This window comes from Candidatus Thiodiazotropha endoloripes (assembly GCF_001708965.1).
Classification (GTDB): Bacteria; Pseudomonadota; Gammaproteobacteria; order Chromatiales; family Chromatiaceae; genus Thiodiazotropha; species Thiodiazotropha endoloripes.
The window spans coordinates 1,028,774-1,042,607 of sequence record NZ_LVJW01000003.1; the positions used below are offsets into that span (position 1 = coordinate 1,028,774).

Here is a 13,834-nt window from a genome sequence, read left to right on the forward strand (position 1 = left end):
GCTGTTCATAAACAAAGTAAAGTAACATCGCTCGATGCCACTGCATTGAGCCCGAAGAATTTAAAAACAAGCCATCAAGGATGACATCGCAGGATCATTGGGATGTGGTCGTTACAGCTTGAGATAAGCGCTGATTTGATCGACGTCATCGACCTTATCTAAACTTATCGAGTCAACACTCTGAAGGAACATCATGAAGACATACGATACAGATGTACTGATTATTGGCGCCGGGCCGGCCGGTGCCACGGCTGCCGCGCTGATTCACAAAGCTGGATTCAACTGCATGATGGTTGAGAAGCAGCGGTTTCCACGGTTTGTGATCGGTGAGAGCCTTTTGCCTCACTGCATGGATCTGCTCGAAGAGGCTGACCTGCTTGGAGTTGTTCAGGATCAGAAATTCATGGTTAAGGATGGCGCGGTTTTCAAACGCGGTGATGAGACCTGTACCTTCCAGTTCTCACAACAGTTCACCCAAGGCTGGAAGTATACCTATCAGGTACCTCGTGAGGATTTTGATAAGGTGTTGGCCGAAAGTGTCGAAGCCCGTGGTGTTCCTGTGCTCTGGGGCCACGGTGTCACCGACGTGAACTTCGCTGATGATGGCAGCTCCACCACGATGCTGGAGGATGAGCAGGGTGAACAGGCCAGTATAACGGCCCGGTTTATTCTGGATGGCAGCGGCTATGGCCGGGTACTGCCCCGTCTGCTGGATCTCGATGAGAACTCCATGCTACCGCTGCGTGAGTCCTACTTTACCCATGTCACCGGTGACATTCGCCCGGAAGGGGACGGGGAGGGCCGGATCTGGATCTGTTCCCTGGACGATCCGGATAACGCCTGGATGTGGATCATCCCGTTTTCAAATGGTAAAACCTCGGTTGGCGTGGTCGCCAAGCCAGACTTTCTGGCCCGCTATCCAGAGGATCCGGATGAGAAGCTGCGGGCGATCATCGACGATAACAAGAATACCAGAGGGCGTCTGAAAGACGCCGAGTTCACCTTTCCGGTAAGGCGAATCAATGGCTATTCCATATCCGCCAAAAAGCTGCATGGCAAAGGTTTTGCGTTGATGGGTAATGCCACCGAATTCCTCGATCCGGTCTTTTCATCCGGCGTCACTCTGGCGCTGGAGTCATCCAATCGGGCAGCAAAGACCCTGATCCGTCAACTCCAGGGCGAAAGTGTGGATTGGCAGACAGACTATGCGGATCACCTGATGATGGGTGTGGATACCTTCAGGACCTTTGTCACCGCCTGGTACGACAATCGCCTGCCGACCATCTTCTACAGTGCCGTCAAACCGGATGAGTTGCAGGATCAGATCTGTTCAGTACTCGCCGGATATGTCTGGGATCACGACAATCCCTGTGTGCGGGACCATCAGCGGACCGTCACGGTGATTGCCAAGGCCTGCGCCCAGTACGGCTGAGCTAAGCCACCCGGTATGCCGTTCGGCATACCGGGTAGAATCCAACAAACACGATACATACCGACACGGATTTCTACCCGGGTCGAACCGTGCTATGGCACTCTCTGCCACGTCTTCTGAAATAGCTTCCTGGTTTTATGTGACGCGATTGAGCATGCGCTGGCTGCGAATCAGTCTGGACCAGCTCTTACCGGTATTGAACCAGAGGATATACCAAGCTTCGATGATCATACGGGGCAGTAGCAGCGGACTGAACCTGAGTGCTGCTTCGCTGGCACAGAGTTGATGATTCAGGCTGAGGCTGGTGGCGATGGTACTGATACGTGCCAGATGATAGCGATTGCTGATCAACGCCACCGGATAGGCATCCTGCTGCGACAGCATGGTTCTGGCATGCTGCAGATTTTCCAGGGTGTTCTGGGACTGTTGCTCCAAGCGCAGGCGTGACTCCCCGATGCCTTTGCCGATCAGATAATCCCGGCCGGCCTGTGCTTCAGTGAGATTCTCTCCCGGCGCGGCGCCTCCCACCAGCAGCAGGGTCGATTGCGGATTGTTCCGCATCAGCTCGAGGGTTTTTTCCAGTCGCAGGTGGTAATCCTGGTCTATGCCCTGTTTGGTCAGTCGCTTACCGAAGACCAGGAGACTGTCACAATCGCACTCATTGGGTGCAGACTTTGCGGTGCGGTAGACATAGATCAGGCTGATCAGCAGCGGGATACCGATACCGACGATCAGTAGTATCAGGGAGAGGCCGAAGGTCCAGAGTCCATCCCAATCGATTGCGCCCCGTTCAGGGTCGAATTGCATGGCTTAGGCTGAGAGCTGTGTGCTATTGAATCCATCCCCGTGCATTGGCATGCACGGGGACAGGGGACAACTTACATCGCGATCAAGCGTTGTTGAATGGCGTTATCCAGATTAACGATCCACTTGTTGTACTGCTTGTTGATCTTGGAACCGTCATATTTCAGACCATTACTGCTTTTGTAAACAATGCTGTAGGTCTTCTTGTTGAAGGGAATATCCACAGAAGCGGTGGTGCCGCGCAGCATGATGGATGCAACGATATGGCCTGGTTTCACCTCTTTCATGCGCCAACCAAGACCAGCACCGGCAGACATAATGGCTTTTTTGATGTTGGTGGAAGTGGTTTTGCCTATGGTGTTAACCGGAGAATCCTGCACATTGTAGATCGGCTCGGTACGACAGCCCATCAATCCGAGGGTGAATACCAGCAGCGAAATGAACAACAGGTTTTTTATAGAGACTTTTTTCATATCGGGACTCCCTTACGACAGTGGTTTATTGCAATAGTATATAGAAAATCTTTGTATCTGTTCTCTACCTGAATTCATGGTTTCAGGTTGTTTTCAGGGCTGTAATCCATGTGCTCTATTGAGCGGCATGTTTGCGTGGATCAGCCAGTATGCCGAGACTGCGGAATAGTCCCTGGAGGTATAACCCTCTTTTTATCAACCGCCAGGCAATCATTCGCACTATACGCCAGGTGTCTGTCCAGGGTTTGTAGTGGCTTTGGCGTCTACCTACATGATAGATCGACTCGACAGGTACCGATACACTATAAAAGCTGTGGCTTGCCGCTTCAATGACAATTTCACTTTCAAAAACAAAACCTTTTTCTTTTGAGGTGTTTAGGCGTACATCCCTAAGTAAGTCAAAGGGGTAGAGACGAAATCCTGACTGGGAATCGGTCACCGGGTAACCGGCTGCCCAGGAGACCCAGAAATCGGCAAAGCGGTTGGCGAACAGACGCAGTTTTGGCGCGTTGTGGCGCTGTTTCAAGCGGGCGGCAATGATGATGCTGTTTGGATTGGCGTGGGCCGCACCGATCAGTTGGGGAATCTCGGCCGGATTGTGTTGACCATCTCCATCCAGGGTGATGATCATCTCCGCATTGAGCTTGATGGCATGGTCGAAGCCGCTCTGCAGAGCTGTCGCTTTGCCCTGATTCTGTTCATGCCTCAGCAGATGGACATTGAGGCCTTCGAGCTGACTCTGGCTGTCATCTGAAGAGCCGTCATCGACAATGATCACATTTTCCGTCTGCTGCAGGGCCGCCATGGCCACATCCCGGATGGTTGCGGATTCATTGTAGACTGGAATAACGACTGCGGTTTGCATCTTGATAGGCCCTGATCAGGCCATTGCCCCGTTGATTGAGATCACCTGGCCTGAAATATAGGCTGCCTCATCAGAGGCCAGAAAGCCTACCAGAGCGGCAACCTCATCGGGGGTACCGGCCCGTTTCATCGGTACGATCTGTTTGATGGTGTCAACATTGAAAGCGGATGATGTCATGCTGCCTTCAATAATGCCTGGGGCAACCGCATTGGCTGTAACCCCGCGAGAGGCCAACTCCAATGACAGGGATTTGATTGCGCCATGCAGCCCGGCCTTGGCGGCTGCGTAGTTAGCCTGTCCCCGGTTGCCCATCACACCGGCAATCGAGGAGAGTGCAATCACTCTTCCCCAGCGGGTTGCCAGCATCGGTAATAACAGGGGTTGGGCAACATTGTAGAAGCCGCTGAGGGAGACATCGATCACCCGTTGCCACTGGTCCGGCTGCATGCCTGCCAGGGGGGCGTCGTCATGTATCCCCGCATTGTGAATGAGTGTCTGTATGGGGCCGGATTCGAGCAGCTTCTCCAGGGTTTGGCGAGCCGCCTCGCCGTCCCGGATGTCGAACACGCAGGTCTCCGCACTGCCGCCGGATTGACGAATCGATTCAACCACCGCCTCGGCTCGGTCGGGATTGCTGTTGGCATGCACGATGACATGGGTTTCAGGCGAACTCAGCTGTCGACAGATTGCCGAACCGATATCCCCGCTGCCCCCTGTGACCAAGGCTCGCTTCACTGATTTTGCTCCGAATGTACGATCACCGCTGCTCTTCCCTCTGCTACCAGGACGGATTCAGTTTTGAGGACGAAATCATAGAGCATGTTGCCGCTGTCGGCCAGCAACTGTGTTGCCTGGATCTGGAGTGGGGCATCGAGCTCATCCAGATAGCGGATATGCAGTTTTACGCCACGCAAACTGACCAGATAGCCACCGGGTTGCTGTTGTCCCGATTGTCTGGCCAGCAGTCCGCCATGCAGGGCCATCGTTTGAGCACCATACTCGGCCGCATGCACCGCTGACAGTCGGCCGTTGCTGCGCAAGGGATTGTCACTGTTGCGATGGCTTGATGTTTGGCATTGGATCTTGGTTTCGTCCCAATCGACCACCTTCTCAATCAGCCGCATATCCCCCCCATGGGGAAGCAGGGTGTAGAGTTCGTCACCCTCAAGTGAGCGCGCTAGCATGGAAGCAGTTCCGACTGCAGGTTCAAGCCTGGCAGGTAGGTTAGGGTGATGTTCGCAGCGTGACTCTGCGCAATGGCTTGCAGAATCGGCAGACTGCGGGCAGATGGAGCTGAAAGTCGGAGTGTTTCCAGCGCTGGTTTCGACATCCTGCTCTCTTCCCCATCCGGCACAGTGCTCAGGTTGAGTCTGGCAATTCCTCTTTCGCTCTCTGCCGTCAGCAGCATGGCGATGGAAAAGGGTTCGCCAATGGGCATGAACGGTTGCAGCAGTTCCGGTGGTGGTTGGTCGTAACAGACCAGCAACACCGGCACCCGCTCTACCACGGCTTGTACAGCGGCTTCCATCAGACCGGCCGCAAAGCTGCCGTTCAAACCGCCCAGACTCGACGACCCCTGCCGGGAGCCTGCGCCGATCGACCAGTAACCTGCCGGTGCATTATGCACTGAGTTGTGGAACTGGGTCGGAGACACCGGTCGTCCCTCCTCAGTCAGAGCAAGACAGATCTGATCGATGATGTCCAGGTCACCTTCTGAAGAGCTGAATACCGATGCCAGCGTCTCCGTGCCGGTGAGATCCTGCAGCGCCTCTTCAGCCGCCTGCAGGGCGATCTTGATCGTTCGCGTGGTACGGCGGCGCTCGTTGGGTTTCAGCATCGAGGGTTTGAGTGGGGGCAGTTCGCCACCCTGATAGTCTGCCTCACTCTGCAGCAGCGCAGTTGCCTCCTGCCAGTTGCCGATCCCCTGGGCCACGACGCCGATCTTCTTTATGGTTACGGAAATCATGACGCCGCTCCGAAAATCAGGCTGCAGTTATTGCCACCGAAGCCAAACGAATTGCTCAGAACATGGCGTAACTCACGCTGCTCCGGATTGAGCAGAATATTCGCCCCCAGGGAATCATCCTGTTGTCTGGTTTGCAGACTCTGTGGCAACAGACCATCCTGCAGACAGAGCAGGGCGAAGATAGACTCGGTGATTCCCGCCGCTCCCAGGGTATGGCCGGTGAATCCCTTGGTGGAGCTGCAGGGGGTCAGATTACCGAACAGTCCGCAGACAGCGTTATCCTCCGAAGCATCGTTACTCCGGGTGGCGGTGCCGTGCAGATTGATGTAGTCGATGTCGCCGATCTCGAGGCCAGCCCGCTGGAGAGCCTGTTGCATGGCATGGCGCGCCCCAGCGCCCTCTGGGTGGGGAGTCGACATATGGTGAGCGTCCGAGCTTTCACCATAGCCGATCAGGGACGGAGATGAATCGCCATCCTGTGGTTTTTCAAGCAGGGCGAAACCCGCACCCTCACCGATGTTGATGCCATTGCGCTGCCCATCCCAGGGACGGCAAGGCTCGGCCGAGACCAGATCAAGCGCATTGAACCCGTAGAGGGTTGTCAGGCAGAGGGAATCGACACCGCCGACAATCGCTGCATCACAGACTCCGGCAGTCATATAGCGGTAAGCAGCGGCAAATACCTTGGCGCTGGAAGAGCAGGCTGTGGAGATGGCGATCGCCGTGCCATTCAGGCCCAGGTAGTCACGTATAAAGTGGCTCGATGAAGCAATATTATGGGTATATTGAGGTGTGAACTCGGCTGGTAAAGCGTCATTGATACGTGTCCGGTAGGCCGCTTCTGTGGTGGCAATACCGGAGGTGCTGGTGCCCATGAAAACGCCGATACGATCCGCGCCATATCGCTCCACTGCCTGTTTGACCGCCGGCAGGAAGTCGTCCTGCTGCAGGGCCAGCTGTGCCAGACGATTGTTGCGGCAATCGTAGTCCGACACGCGCTCCTCCAGTGGCATATCCTCCAGTCCGGAAACCCGTCCGATCCAGGTGGCGAGATCCACATTCTCCAGGTCACAGGGCTGCAGACCGCTTCTACCAGTGCGCAGTGCCTCCAGGGATGCTGTTTTGCCACACCCCAGCGCATTGGTCAGGGTAAAATGGGATATCGATAAGGGGGTCATTTTAGAGCCTGTAATCTATTTTGTTCATTTAATTCAGTCGTCTGTTCGGCAGTGAATCGCAGTCGTCGAATCTTTCAGCAACTATCCAATCCTGAAATCAAAGCAGATGCAGAGCAATTGTCTGTTGTGGTTTTTCTGCATCGACCAGGCTGTTCTTCTCGCGCCGCCAATGGCCCATACTCAGACGCACCAGGAGCCACAGAAATAGGCTGAATCGGCCCTTTCTAATGGTACTTTGTTCTGATGCCTTAAGTCGAAGCTAGCTATTATGCGAGCCGTGGCAAAATATGACAATGTTATATACATCCTGTAATTAACAAATATAGCCTTGTAATCCGTTGCCTTAGAGGCAGTTGTGTAAAGAAGTTATCGAAGCAGCTATCCAGTTTACTGGTTCATTTGATCGCTTTCAGGAAATTGATCAACTGTTCTCGTGGCAATTTTCCGGTGGAGTTTCTCGGCAGTGACTCCACGAAATGGAGTGGTCTGGGTAGAAATGCCGCATCGATCGATTGAGCAAGCTGATGGAGCACCTCCTGCTTGCTGAGTGATGGGGCCACCACCAGCGCGCTCAGCCGCTGTTTCTCATTGTTTGGATTCTCAGGAGGGACGAAGACCCCATCGATCACTCCGGGTATGGCCAGCAGCTTCTGGTTCAGGTCGCCGAGCGAGGCCCGTTTGCCGGCGATCTTCAGCATATCGTTATTGCGCCCCAGCAGTCTGAAACGACCACTGGTGAGGATCTCGATATTGTCGTTGAGCACTACCGGGTGCGGGAGATGTCCCCCACTGGCATAGGTCTGGTTGCCCTGCTGTTCCATTTCGATGCCATCATAGAGGATCCAGCACTCATCCTTGAGGGTGTGCCGGCTGGCGATCGAGCCGGTTTCGGTGGAACCGTAGATCTCATAGATCTCGGTTTGCAGTTGCTGCTCCGCCTCGGCGGCGAGCTCTCTGCTGAGCGGCGCCGTGGCTGAGATGATGAAGGAGATCTCCGGCCAGCTGATACCGGCGTCCAGGCAGGCCCGCAGGTGGAGTGGCGTGGTGATCAGAACCCTCGGCGCTGAAGTGAGTGCCAGATCAGCCGCGATGTCCGCTGGAAACAGCGGTCGTCCGGTATGTACCGCGATACCCCCTTGCCAGGGGAAAAAGATCGATGTGGCCAGTCCATACATGTGTTGGGCAGGTACTGTCGCCACCAGTGATGAGACAGAACGGGAGAGGAAGGGAAAGCGCTGCAATGCACTGTCGGCTTCCGCCTTCAGTTCTCCCCAGCTCTTGGGATTGGGTTTAGGTGTACCGGTAGAACCTGAAGTATAGAGAATGGCAACCTGACGTTCCGCTTCAATCTGTTCCGGCAGGGCAATCGAGTCACTGTTCCGGGCGTTCAGCAGTTCTGTGTAGAGCAGTTGTCTGGCTTGTATACCCTGCTGCAATTGATCGGTCAGGCAGTAGCCGTCACGGCTCTTGATCAACAGACTGTTCACTGCCCCCGGGGTGTTGTTGGATGGCATCAGGGTAACCTGCTGACGCACAATCGCGGCGGCAAAGCTGACCGCAAAGTGATAGCGGTCTTCACACAGATTCACCACCTCTCCGGCCTCAGGCAGCTGGGCTGCCAGCTTGGCCACATCCTGATAAAACTGGGCCGCCGAGATGCCGGCACCGCGGTGCCAGGCGGCGAGCTGCTGAGGATGGTGTGCCAGCATGCTGCAATGAATTGGGCTGTTTAAAGCAGGCTGCGCCATTCAATTCTCCGGACCAGTCGAACAAAATTCAAAAAACCGGGATGCTCAAGGTGGGGCAGTTTTCGCTCCCTAATACGATATTCGATGAGTAATCCCGCAATAACAAGTAGATAGTTTACAAAGTTGGTGAAAAGTGACCAGGTTTCTGAATCAGCAAAAAGCGCCAGAAGGGCACTCTCAACCGTCAAAAACGCAAACATGCCGGACCAGAACAGGGTGACACGCCGGGTGTATAAACGCTCATAGTCGTTCAACTCCCGCTCATCTTTGTGCAGCAACTCCGCAAAGCGGGTGATCAATGGCGTCTGTCCAGGCAGCAGGGTCATGGTAAACAGTGTAAACAGGCTACCGTTGATAGCTATCGGCGGCAATTTCAAAAGTTGAATCGTGTCAGGCTGTATCAACAGTAACCAGGCGATACCGAGCAGAGCGATGGCGATGATCACCCAGCCAATAAGCCGGCCCTTGATCAGTTCGAGTCCACCCCAGTTTGCCAACAGCAGCAGCAGGATCAGGCTGGGGGCGATCAGGCTGTCACTGACGACACCGAAATGGAGCACCAGGGGATAGGCGATCGCCAGCAGCAACAAGCCGATATGGGCAAGTCTGCGCAACGGATCGTTCGATGTGGACTGGACTCCGTTCATTATTTTTCGTAGCTCAGCCGCAGGCTTATGACACTATTTAGTCAAAACCTGAGCTTGGTCCTTTAACTCTATGAATTTATTCGGGACAAGGCGTAAGTGGCAAGATAGCTCATTACAACGCCGATCGCGACTGTCAGGCCGATCGCGTGCAACACGGGAATCGAAGAACTGGCAAGGATCGCAAACACGCCGGCTGTGCTCAGGGCACAAACACTCAAGGCATGCAGGGTCAAAAGTGCATCGCCCTGCTGCTGTTCACGACGGCCAAAAAACAGGCTGTAATCCAGACCAATGCCCAACACCAGCATCAGTGAGATCAGATGAAACAGGTTCAGGGCTTCACCCAACAAATGTAACACACCCACACTGGCCAGAATAGCCAGGGCGATGGGTATCAGGGTGGTCAGCGCCCGTTTCAACGAGCCCAGGCCAATCCACAACAGGATCAACATCAGACCACAGCCGAGGGCCACCCGCTGCAGGGTCTGTTGTCTGAAATCCCCCACCAGGCCACTCACCTCCTGCTTCAGGTTCAGATAACTCACCTCAGGAAGGTTTGCCTCAACATAGGTCTTAATCTGCTCGGGATCGGCAACAGTTTGCAGGGGGATCAGAGCGAACCAGGCCGATTGACCCTCGCGGATCATGCTCTCCAGACGGGTTTTCAACTCGCTCGACATGGCCTCCGCATAGCTGAGGGGAGGCAGGTTGCGGCTCTGTTCGATCTCTGTGATAAACGGATCGAAGGCGGCCTTGCGAAACGGCAGTCCCTGCATGGCCTGCTGCAGATTGTCCGAGAGCCCGTGCCGATCGGGCAGTGATTGTTGCCTGACTCTCTGTTGCTGCACACTGGGGAGATAATCACTGGGGAGTGAGATGTCGATCAACGAAGCGCCTGCCGGATCCTGCTGCAGATGCTGGCGTAGCGCTTCACTGCGCTGCAGCAGCTGTTGTGGATCCTCCCCTTGGATCAGCAACAGGTGGCTGGGATCGCTGGTGCTGAAATGTTGGCGAAGTTGCCGATCCTGCTCCAGCAATGCCTTGGGCAGTGGGGAGAAGGTGGCAATATCATCCTGCCAGAGCGGCTTCGAGGAGAGCAGCAGAGTGGTCAGGCTGATCACCGCTAATGCAAGCATCACCAGTGAGGGCCAGATCTTCCTTTTGAGCATCACACTGAGCAGCGTCATGCCTCTTGGCTGAGGCGGTGAGAAGGGCTGGGGAAAGACTCTCGGCAGCAGTAGGCGGCTGGTCAATGCGGCAGTCAGCAGACCGGTCAGGGTGAACAGGCCCAGTTGACGCAGCCCAATGAAATCGGTGGTCAACAGCACCAGATAGGCGATGCAGGTGGTGATGACCCCCAGGCGCAGGGTTCGCCAGATCGACAGCATGGTGCTGTTTACCGGCTCGGAGTGACGAAGATGACTGAACAGATGGATCGGGTAGTCCAGTGTCACTCCAAGCAGAGTGATGCCGAATGCCAGGGTGATGCCGTGCAACTCACCAAACACAAGCTGACAGACGATGGCTCCGACCAACAGGGCACTCAGCAGCGGCAGGGCGGCAAACAGCAGATAGGGGAGAAACCGGTAGGCACTGAACAACAGCAGGGCGATCAGTGCCGAGGCGACCATGCTGAGCGTCTGGGTCTCATAGTGGATGACAGCCCTGGATTGCACGCCGAAAACGCCAGGGCCGCTGATGATCAATTGATGTCCGGCATCGTTATCGAGACGGGCAAACTCATCCTGCAGATAGGCGAGAACCGCCTGCTGCTCATCGAGTTCGAGTCCCCCGGCCCGGGTCTGTACCAGCAGCAGGGCCATCTCCCCCTGCTTCGACTGCCAGACACCCTGTTCCCGGTGGATGCTCTGTTCGGCCAACCAACTGCGCAGCATGGTCTGGTAACTGCCCATCGGATCGGCTGCCAGAAGACCCTTGAATGGGGAGGGGAAGGGGGCTTTCAGCTCCTCCAGACGCTGCATCAGCGCTCTATTGAGGCTTTCCACGCTGAATGCCGAAGCCTCGATCCCGGGTGAGATCAGGTAACGGTATTTGAAAAGCAGCGGATCGATCTGCAATGCCCCTGGCGCACCGTTTTCAACCCGGCTGAGCAGGGGGCTGTTGCGTAAACGGGCTGTCAGTTGTTGACTGAGACTGGCGCGGGATGCCGCATCGCCTTGCGTGATCGCCAGCAATAGCAGCCGGTTGGCCGGACCCTGATTGATCTCATTCAGCAGTATCCGCTGGTCTGCGGCTGTGCCCTCCGGCAGAAACAGGCTCATGTCGGTACGCAAGGAGACCTGACTGAACACCCACCAACTGCAGAGTGCCAGTGCAGCAAGCCAGGCCAGCAGGGTGTCTATTCGGATGGTCATTATTGGCTCATGCTATCGTTAGGGCTTGCAGAGGACCAGTCGACACTCATTCCCCGATGGGCATCAGTTGGGTGATGATCTGATCACCGTTGCTCTCGACCACCAGATAGCGTTCGATCTGCAGCGCTGTTCCTGAGATCTCTATGCGGGTGATCTTGTTGTCCAGTGCCCCCTCTTTGGGCGTCAGATTCAGGCTCCAGGCATCCCGGCTACCGGTCAGTTCGGGCTTGAAGTAGCGTTCGAGTGTCTCCCGGTCGCCACCCAATACCGAGCGGAAGGAGGCGCTGAAAGCCAGCAGTTCCGGGATGTTGTCCAGCAGTAGAACCTGCTGCTGCTGGTTCCGCCACAGGGTCAGCCGATTTCCCTCGATCTCATATTTGGTGCTGCTCGGTGGTGCAAGGGTTCTGACCAATCGGTCGGGTGGCTGAAACAGCAGGGTGCCCTGTTGTTCGATCGGTTGATCGAGCAGGGTGAGTTGGCGTGTTTCGGTGAAACGGGCCTGCCGTTCGCCAGACGACTGCCACTGTTGCATCAGATAGTCCAAGGACCAGAGCGGTTCTTCGGCCGCTGCCGGTAAGCTCAGACTGAACAGCAGCAGAACGAGTGGCAGAGAGGTGATCCCAGACCTATTCAGAGGCATCGTCACGCCCCCAGAAGTCGTAGAAATTAAACCAGTTGTAGGGTGCGTGACGGGCATAGTGCTCCAATCTGTCCGCATAGCGCTGGGTCCAGGATTGCAACATCTCCTCCCGACGTCCCCGTTCAAGTTCCACCCGATCGGTAAAATGCTCCATACGGATCTGATAGCGGTTTCCCCCTAGGTAGAGTCCGAAGAAGAGAAATACCGGACACTTCATGATCGAGGCAAGCAGCATCGGGCCCTGGGGAAAGGTGGTCTCCCGGCCGAGAAACTGGCACTGCACGGTTTTGTTGGGATCGGTGACCCGGTCACCCAGCAGACCGAGGATGCCGCCCTGATCGACCACCTCCTGGGCTTTGATCAGGGTATCCGGTCGGCCCAGCTCGATGATGCTGTCGACGAGCGATGGGTTCAGCTCGGAGAAGACCTGCATCATCATCTCGTTGTGTTGAGGATACATGAGGATCTTCAGCGGCAGTTCCCGTTTTGTGATGGCCGTGGCGCGAAGAATCTCAAAACTGCCAAGATGGGAGCCGAGCAGAATACAGCCCTGATTGGCGTCCAGATGTTGGGCGATCAGCTTGTGGTTGTGGATCTCCAGATCGAAGTAGTCATAGCGATCCGCCATCAGGAATACCCGGTCCAGGATGGTGGCTGAGAAGGTGTGTATGTGTTTGGCGTTATCGAGCAGGTTGGCAGGGCGGTCCAGGGTAAGATTGAGGTAATCGGTCGAGGCACGCCGCTGGGTGGATCCGGTGATCAGGAAGTAGAGGGTGATCGGGTAGAGAATCAGGCGAGCGGTGAATCTCCCCAGATTCAAGGCAATCCAGAGAATCAGATGGAGCGCACCTGTGGTGCCCCGTTCAACCTGTCCCTGCCATCGTCTGCTCAAAGATTTGATCCACTCTCAATATAGGCCAGCTTGCCGGCTGTTATTGTTTGATCATCGACCACACACTCAAAGCTGATCTGGCCGGGTTTCACTCCAGCGCGTAGCTCAAAGCCCTGTTCAGGCAGCAACGGCTGCATGAATTTGGCCGTGATGATTTCATTGATGCTGAACTCGGGTAGATGGTGTTCAAGCAGCTCGATGACCCGGTCCAGGATCAAGGTTCCCGGAACGATGGGATTGCCTGGAAAATGGCCGGCCAGACAGGGGTGATCATTGGCAAAGGGTTCTGCTGTTTTGCACCACACAGTCAGCGATTATCCACGATGTACTGGGTCAATTTGGATAGGGAAGAGAAGATTTCGGTCAGATTCTCATCGTCTGCTTTTAATTGAATGCCGTATTTCTGTTTGATACCCAGTGAAAGTTCCAGTGCGTCAATCGAGTCGAGTCCGAGGCCGTCTCTGAACAGGGGCGCTTCTGATTCAATCTCCTCAGCAGTTACGTCTTCCAGGTTGAGGGTCTCAACGATCAGCTGAGCAACTTCGAGTTCGGTTGGTGATGCACTTTCCATCTATCTGTCTATCCGGTGAAATTAGCTAAAAAAGTTGTTGGCGGAGCAGTGTCTGCGGCAGCAGCCCCTTGAATTCCTATATATTACCGAAAAAACCCAGGATACAACCACTATTCTTTATGGAATCTCTCAATCATTGCGAACCAAACAGTCAGTCGATTGGAATGTGGCAATGGAATTTCTTTAATCTGGGTTTTTCGTTTCTGCCGGATGGATACACTTTCAATCGGTTCGTCTGCACGG

General features: G+C 55.1%; 15 protein-coding genes. 1 reads left to right on the top strand and 14 read right to left on the bottom strand.

The genetic code is table 11. The features are described 5' to 3' along the window. Window positions 1-193 precede the first annotated feature (193 nt). Window positions 194-1,432 carry an NAD(P)/FAD-dependent oxidoreductase gene (locus A3193_RS04665; protein ID WP_069005027.1) on the top strand — a complete coding sequence of 413 codons (1,239 nt, stop codon included), beginning with the start codon at window positions 194-196 and terminating at the stop codon, window positions 1,430-1,432. 135 nt (window positions 1,433-1,567) lie between these two features. Here A3193_RS04665 and A3193_RS04670 read toward each other — a convergent pair whose 3' ends face one another. The 14 genes from A3193_RS04670 to A3193_RS04735 form a co-directional block, all read right to left on the bottom strand. Then, entirely contained in the window at window positions 1,568-2,239 is a 672-nt protein-coding gene (locus A3193_RS04670; RefSeq protein ID WP_069005028.1) for a YdcF family protein, read from the bottom strand. Window positions 2,240-2,310: 71 nt separating this feature from the next. Next, window positions 2,311-2,709, bottom strand: a complete 399-nt coding sequence (locus A3193_RS04675; protein ID WP_069005029.1) for a hypothetical protein — start codon at window positions 2,707-2,709, stop codon at window positions 2,311-2,313. A 115-nt stretch (window positions 2,710-2,824) separates the two neighbouring features. After that, the gene (locus A3193_RS04680; RefSeq protein ID WP_069005030.1) at window positions 2,825-3,574 is read right to left on the bottom strand and encodes a glycosyltransferase family 2 protein; all 750 of its coding nucleotides are present in this window, start codon (window positions 3,572-3,574) and stop codon (window positions 2,825-2,827) included. A 15-nt stretch (window positions 3,575-3,589) separates the two neighbouring features. After that, entirely contained in the window at window positions 3,590-4,309 is a 720-nt protein-coding gene (gene fabG / locus A3193_RS04685; RefSeq protein WP_069014202.1) for a 3-oxoacyl-ACP reductase FabG, read from the bottom strand. Next, window positions 4,306-4,758, bottom strand: a complete 453-nt coding sequence (locus A3193_RS04690; RefSeq protein WP_069014203.1) for a hotdog family protein — start codon at window positions 4,756-4,758, stop codon at window positions 4,306-4,308. Before A3193_RS04690 ends, fabG begins: the two co-directional genes overlap by 4 nt. Continuing rightward, window positions 4,752-5,540: a beta-ketoacyl synthase chain length factor gene (locus tag A3193_RS04695; protein WP_069014204.1), complete on the bottom strand. Its 789-nt coding sequence runs from the start codon at window positions 5,538-5,540 to the stop codon at window positions 4,752-4,754. Before A3193_RS04695 ends, A3193_RS04690 begins: the two co-directional genes overlap by 7 nt. Beyond that, window positions 5,537-6,718 carry a beta-ketoacyl-[acyl-carrier-protein] synthase family protein gene (locus A3193_RS04700; RefSeq protein ID WP_069014205.1) on the bottom strand — a complete coding sequence of 394 codons (1,182 nt, stop codon included), beginning with the start codon at window positions 6,716-6,718 and terminating at the stop codon, window positions 5,537-5,539. The genes A3193_RS04695 and A3193_RS04700 overlap by 4 nt, the downstream gene beginning before the upstream one ends. Window positions 6,719-7,113: 395 nt before the next feature. Then, complete coding sequence (locus A3193_RS04705) at window positions 7,114-8,466, bottom strand: AMP-binding protein (RefSeq protein WP_083218561.1); 1,353 nt, start codon at window positions 8,464-8,466, stop codon at window positions 7,114-7,116. After that, entirely contained in the window at window positions 8,448-9,113 is a 666-nt protein-coding gene (locus tag A3193_RS04710) for a COG4648 family protein (RefSeq protein WP_069005036.1), read from the bottom strand. Before A3193_RS04710 ends, A3193_RS04705 begins: the two co-directional genes overlap by 19 nt. 68 nt (window positions 9,114-9,181) lie before the next feature. Next, window positions 9,182-11,488, bottom strand: coding sequence for an MMPL family transporter (locus A3193_RS04715; protein WP_069014207.1), 2,307 nt, complete (start codon window positions 11,486-11,488; stop codon window positions 9,182-9,184). Window positions 11,489-11,534: 46 nt separating this feature from the next. Next, a complete protein-coding gene (locus tag A3193_RS04720; protein WP_069014208.1) occupies window positions 11,535-12,128 on the bottom strand; it encodes a LolA-related protein in 594 nt (197 codons plus the stop codon). Next, entirely contained in the window at window positions 12,115-13,020 is a 906-nt protein-coding gene (locus tag A3193_RS04725; RefSeq protein ID WP_069005039.1) for an LpxL/LpxP family acyltransferase, read from the bottom strand. Before A3193_RS04725 ends, A3193_RS04720 begins: the two co-directional genes overlap by 14 nt. Next, window positions 13,017-13,325, bottom strand: coding sequence for an ApeI family dehydratase (locus A3193_RS04730; RefSeq protein ID WP_069014209.1), 309 nt, complete (start codon window positions 13,323-13,325; stop codon window positions 13,017-13,019). Before A3193_RS04730 ends, A3193_RS04725 begins: the two co-directional genes overlap by 4 nt. A 2-nt stretch (window positions 13,326-13,327) precedes the next feature. After that, window positions 13,328-13,591, bottom strand: coding sequence for a phosphopantetheine-binding protein (locus A3193_RS04735; RefSeq protein ID WP_069005041.1), 264 nt, complete (start codon window positions 13,589-13,591; stop codon window positions 13,328-13,330). Between the last annotated feature and the right edge of the window lie 243 nt (window positions 13,592-13,834).

Bases quoted from the DNA above. Each gene is read 5' to 3' on its own strand.
- A3193_RS04695 (WP_069014204.1), bottom strand. From the start codon at position 5,540: ATGATTTCCGTAACCATAAAGAAGATCGGCGTCGTGGCCCAGGGGATC.
- A3193_RS04700 (WP_069014205.1), bottom strand. From the start codon at position 6,718: ATGACCCCCTTATCGATATCCCATTTTACCCTGACCAATGCGCTGGGG.
- A3193_RS04690 (WP_069014203.1), bottom strand. From the start codon at position 4,758: ATGCTAGCGCGCTCACTTGAGGGTGACGAACTCTACACCCTGCTTCCC.
- A3193_RS04675 (WP_069005029.1), bottom strand. From the start codon at position 2,709: ATGAAAAAAGTCTCTATAAAAAACCTGTTGTTCATTTCGCTGCTGGTA.
- A3193_RS04715 (WP_069014207.1), bottom strand. From the start codon at position 11,488: ATGACCATCCGAATAGACACCCTGCTGGCCTGGCTTGCTGCACTGGCA.
- A3193_RS04665 (WP_069005027.1), top strand. From the start codon at position 194: ATGAAGACATACGATACAGATGTACTGATTATTGGCGCCGGGCCGGCC.
- A3193_RS04710 (WP_069005036.1), bottom strand. From the start codon at position 9,113: ATGAACGGAGTCCAGTCCACATCGAACGATCCGTTGCGCAGACTTGCC.
- A3193_RS04720 (WP_069014208.1), bottom strand. From the start codon at position 12,128: ATGCCTCTGAATAGGTCTGGGATCACCTCTCTGCCACTCGTTCTGCTG.
- A3193_RS04670 (WP_069005028.1), bottom strand. From the start codon at position 2,239: ATGCAATTCGACCCTGAACGGGGCGCAATCGATTGGGATGGACTCTGG.
- A3193_RS04705 (WP_083218561.1), bottom strand. From the start codon at position 8,466: ATGGCGCAGCCTGCTTTAAACAGCCCAATTCATTGCAGCATGCTGGCA.
- A3193_RS04680 (WP_069005030.1), bottom strand. From the start codon at position 3,574: ATGCAAACCGCAGTCGTTATTCCAGTCTACAATGAATCCGCAACCATC.
- A3193_RS04735 (WP_069005041.1), bottom strand. From the start codon at position 13,591: ATGGAAAGTGCATCACCAACCGAACTCGAAGTTGCTCAGCTGATCGTT.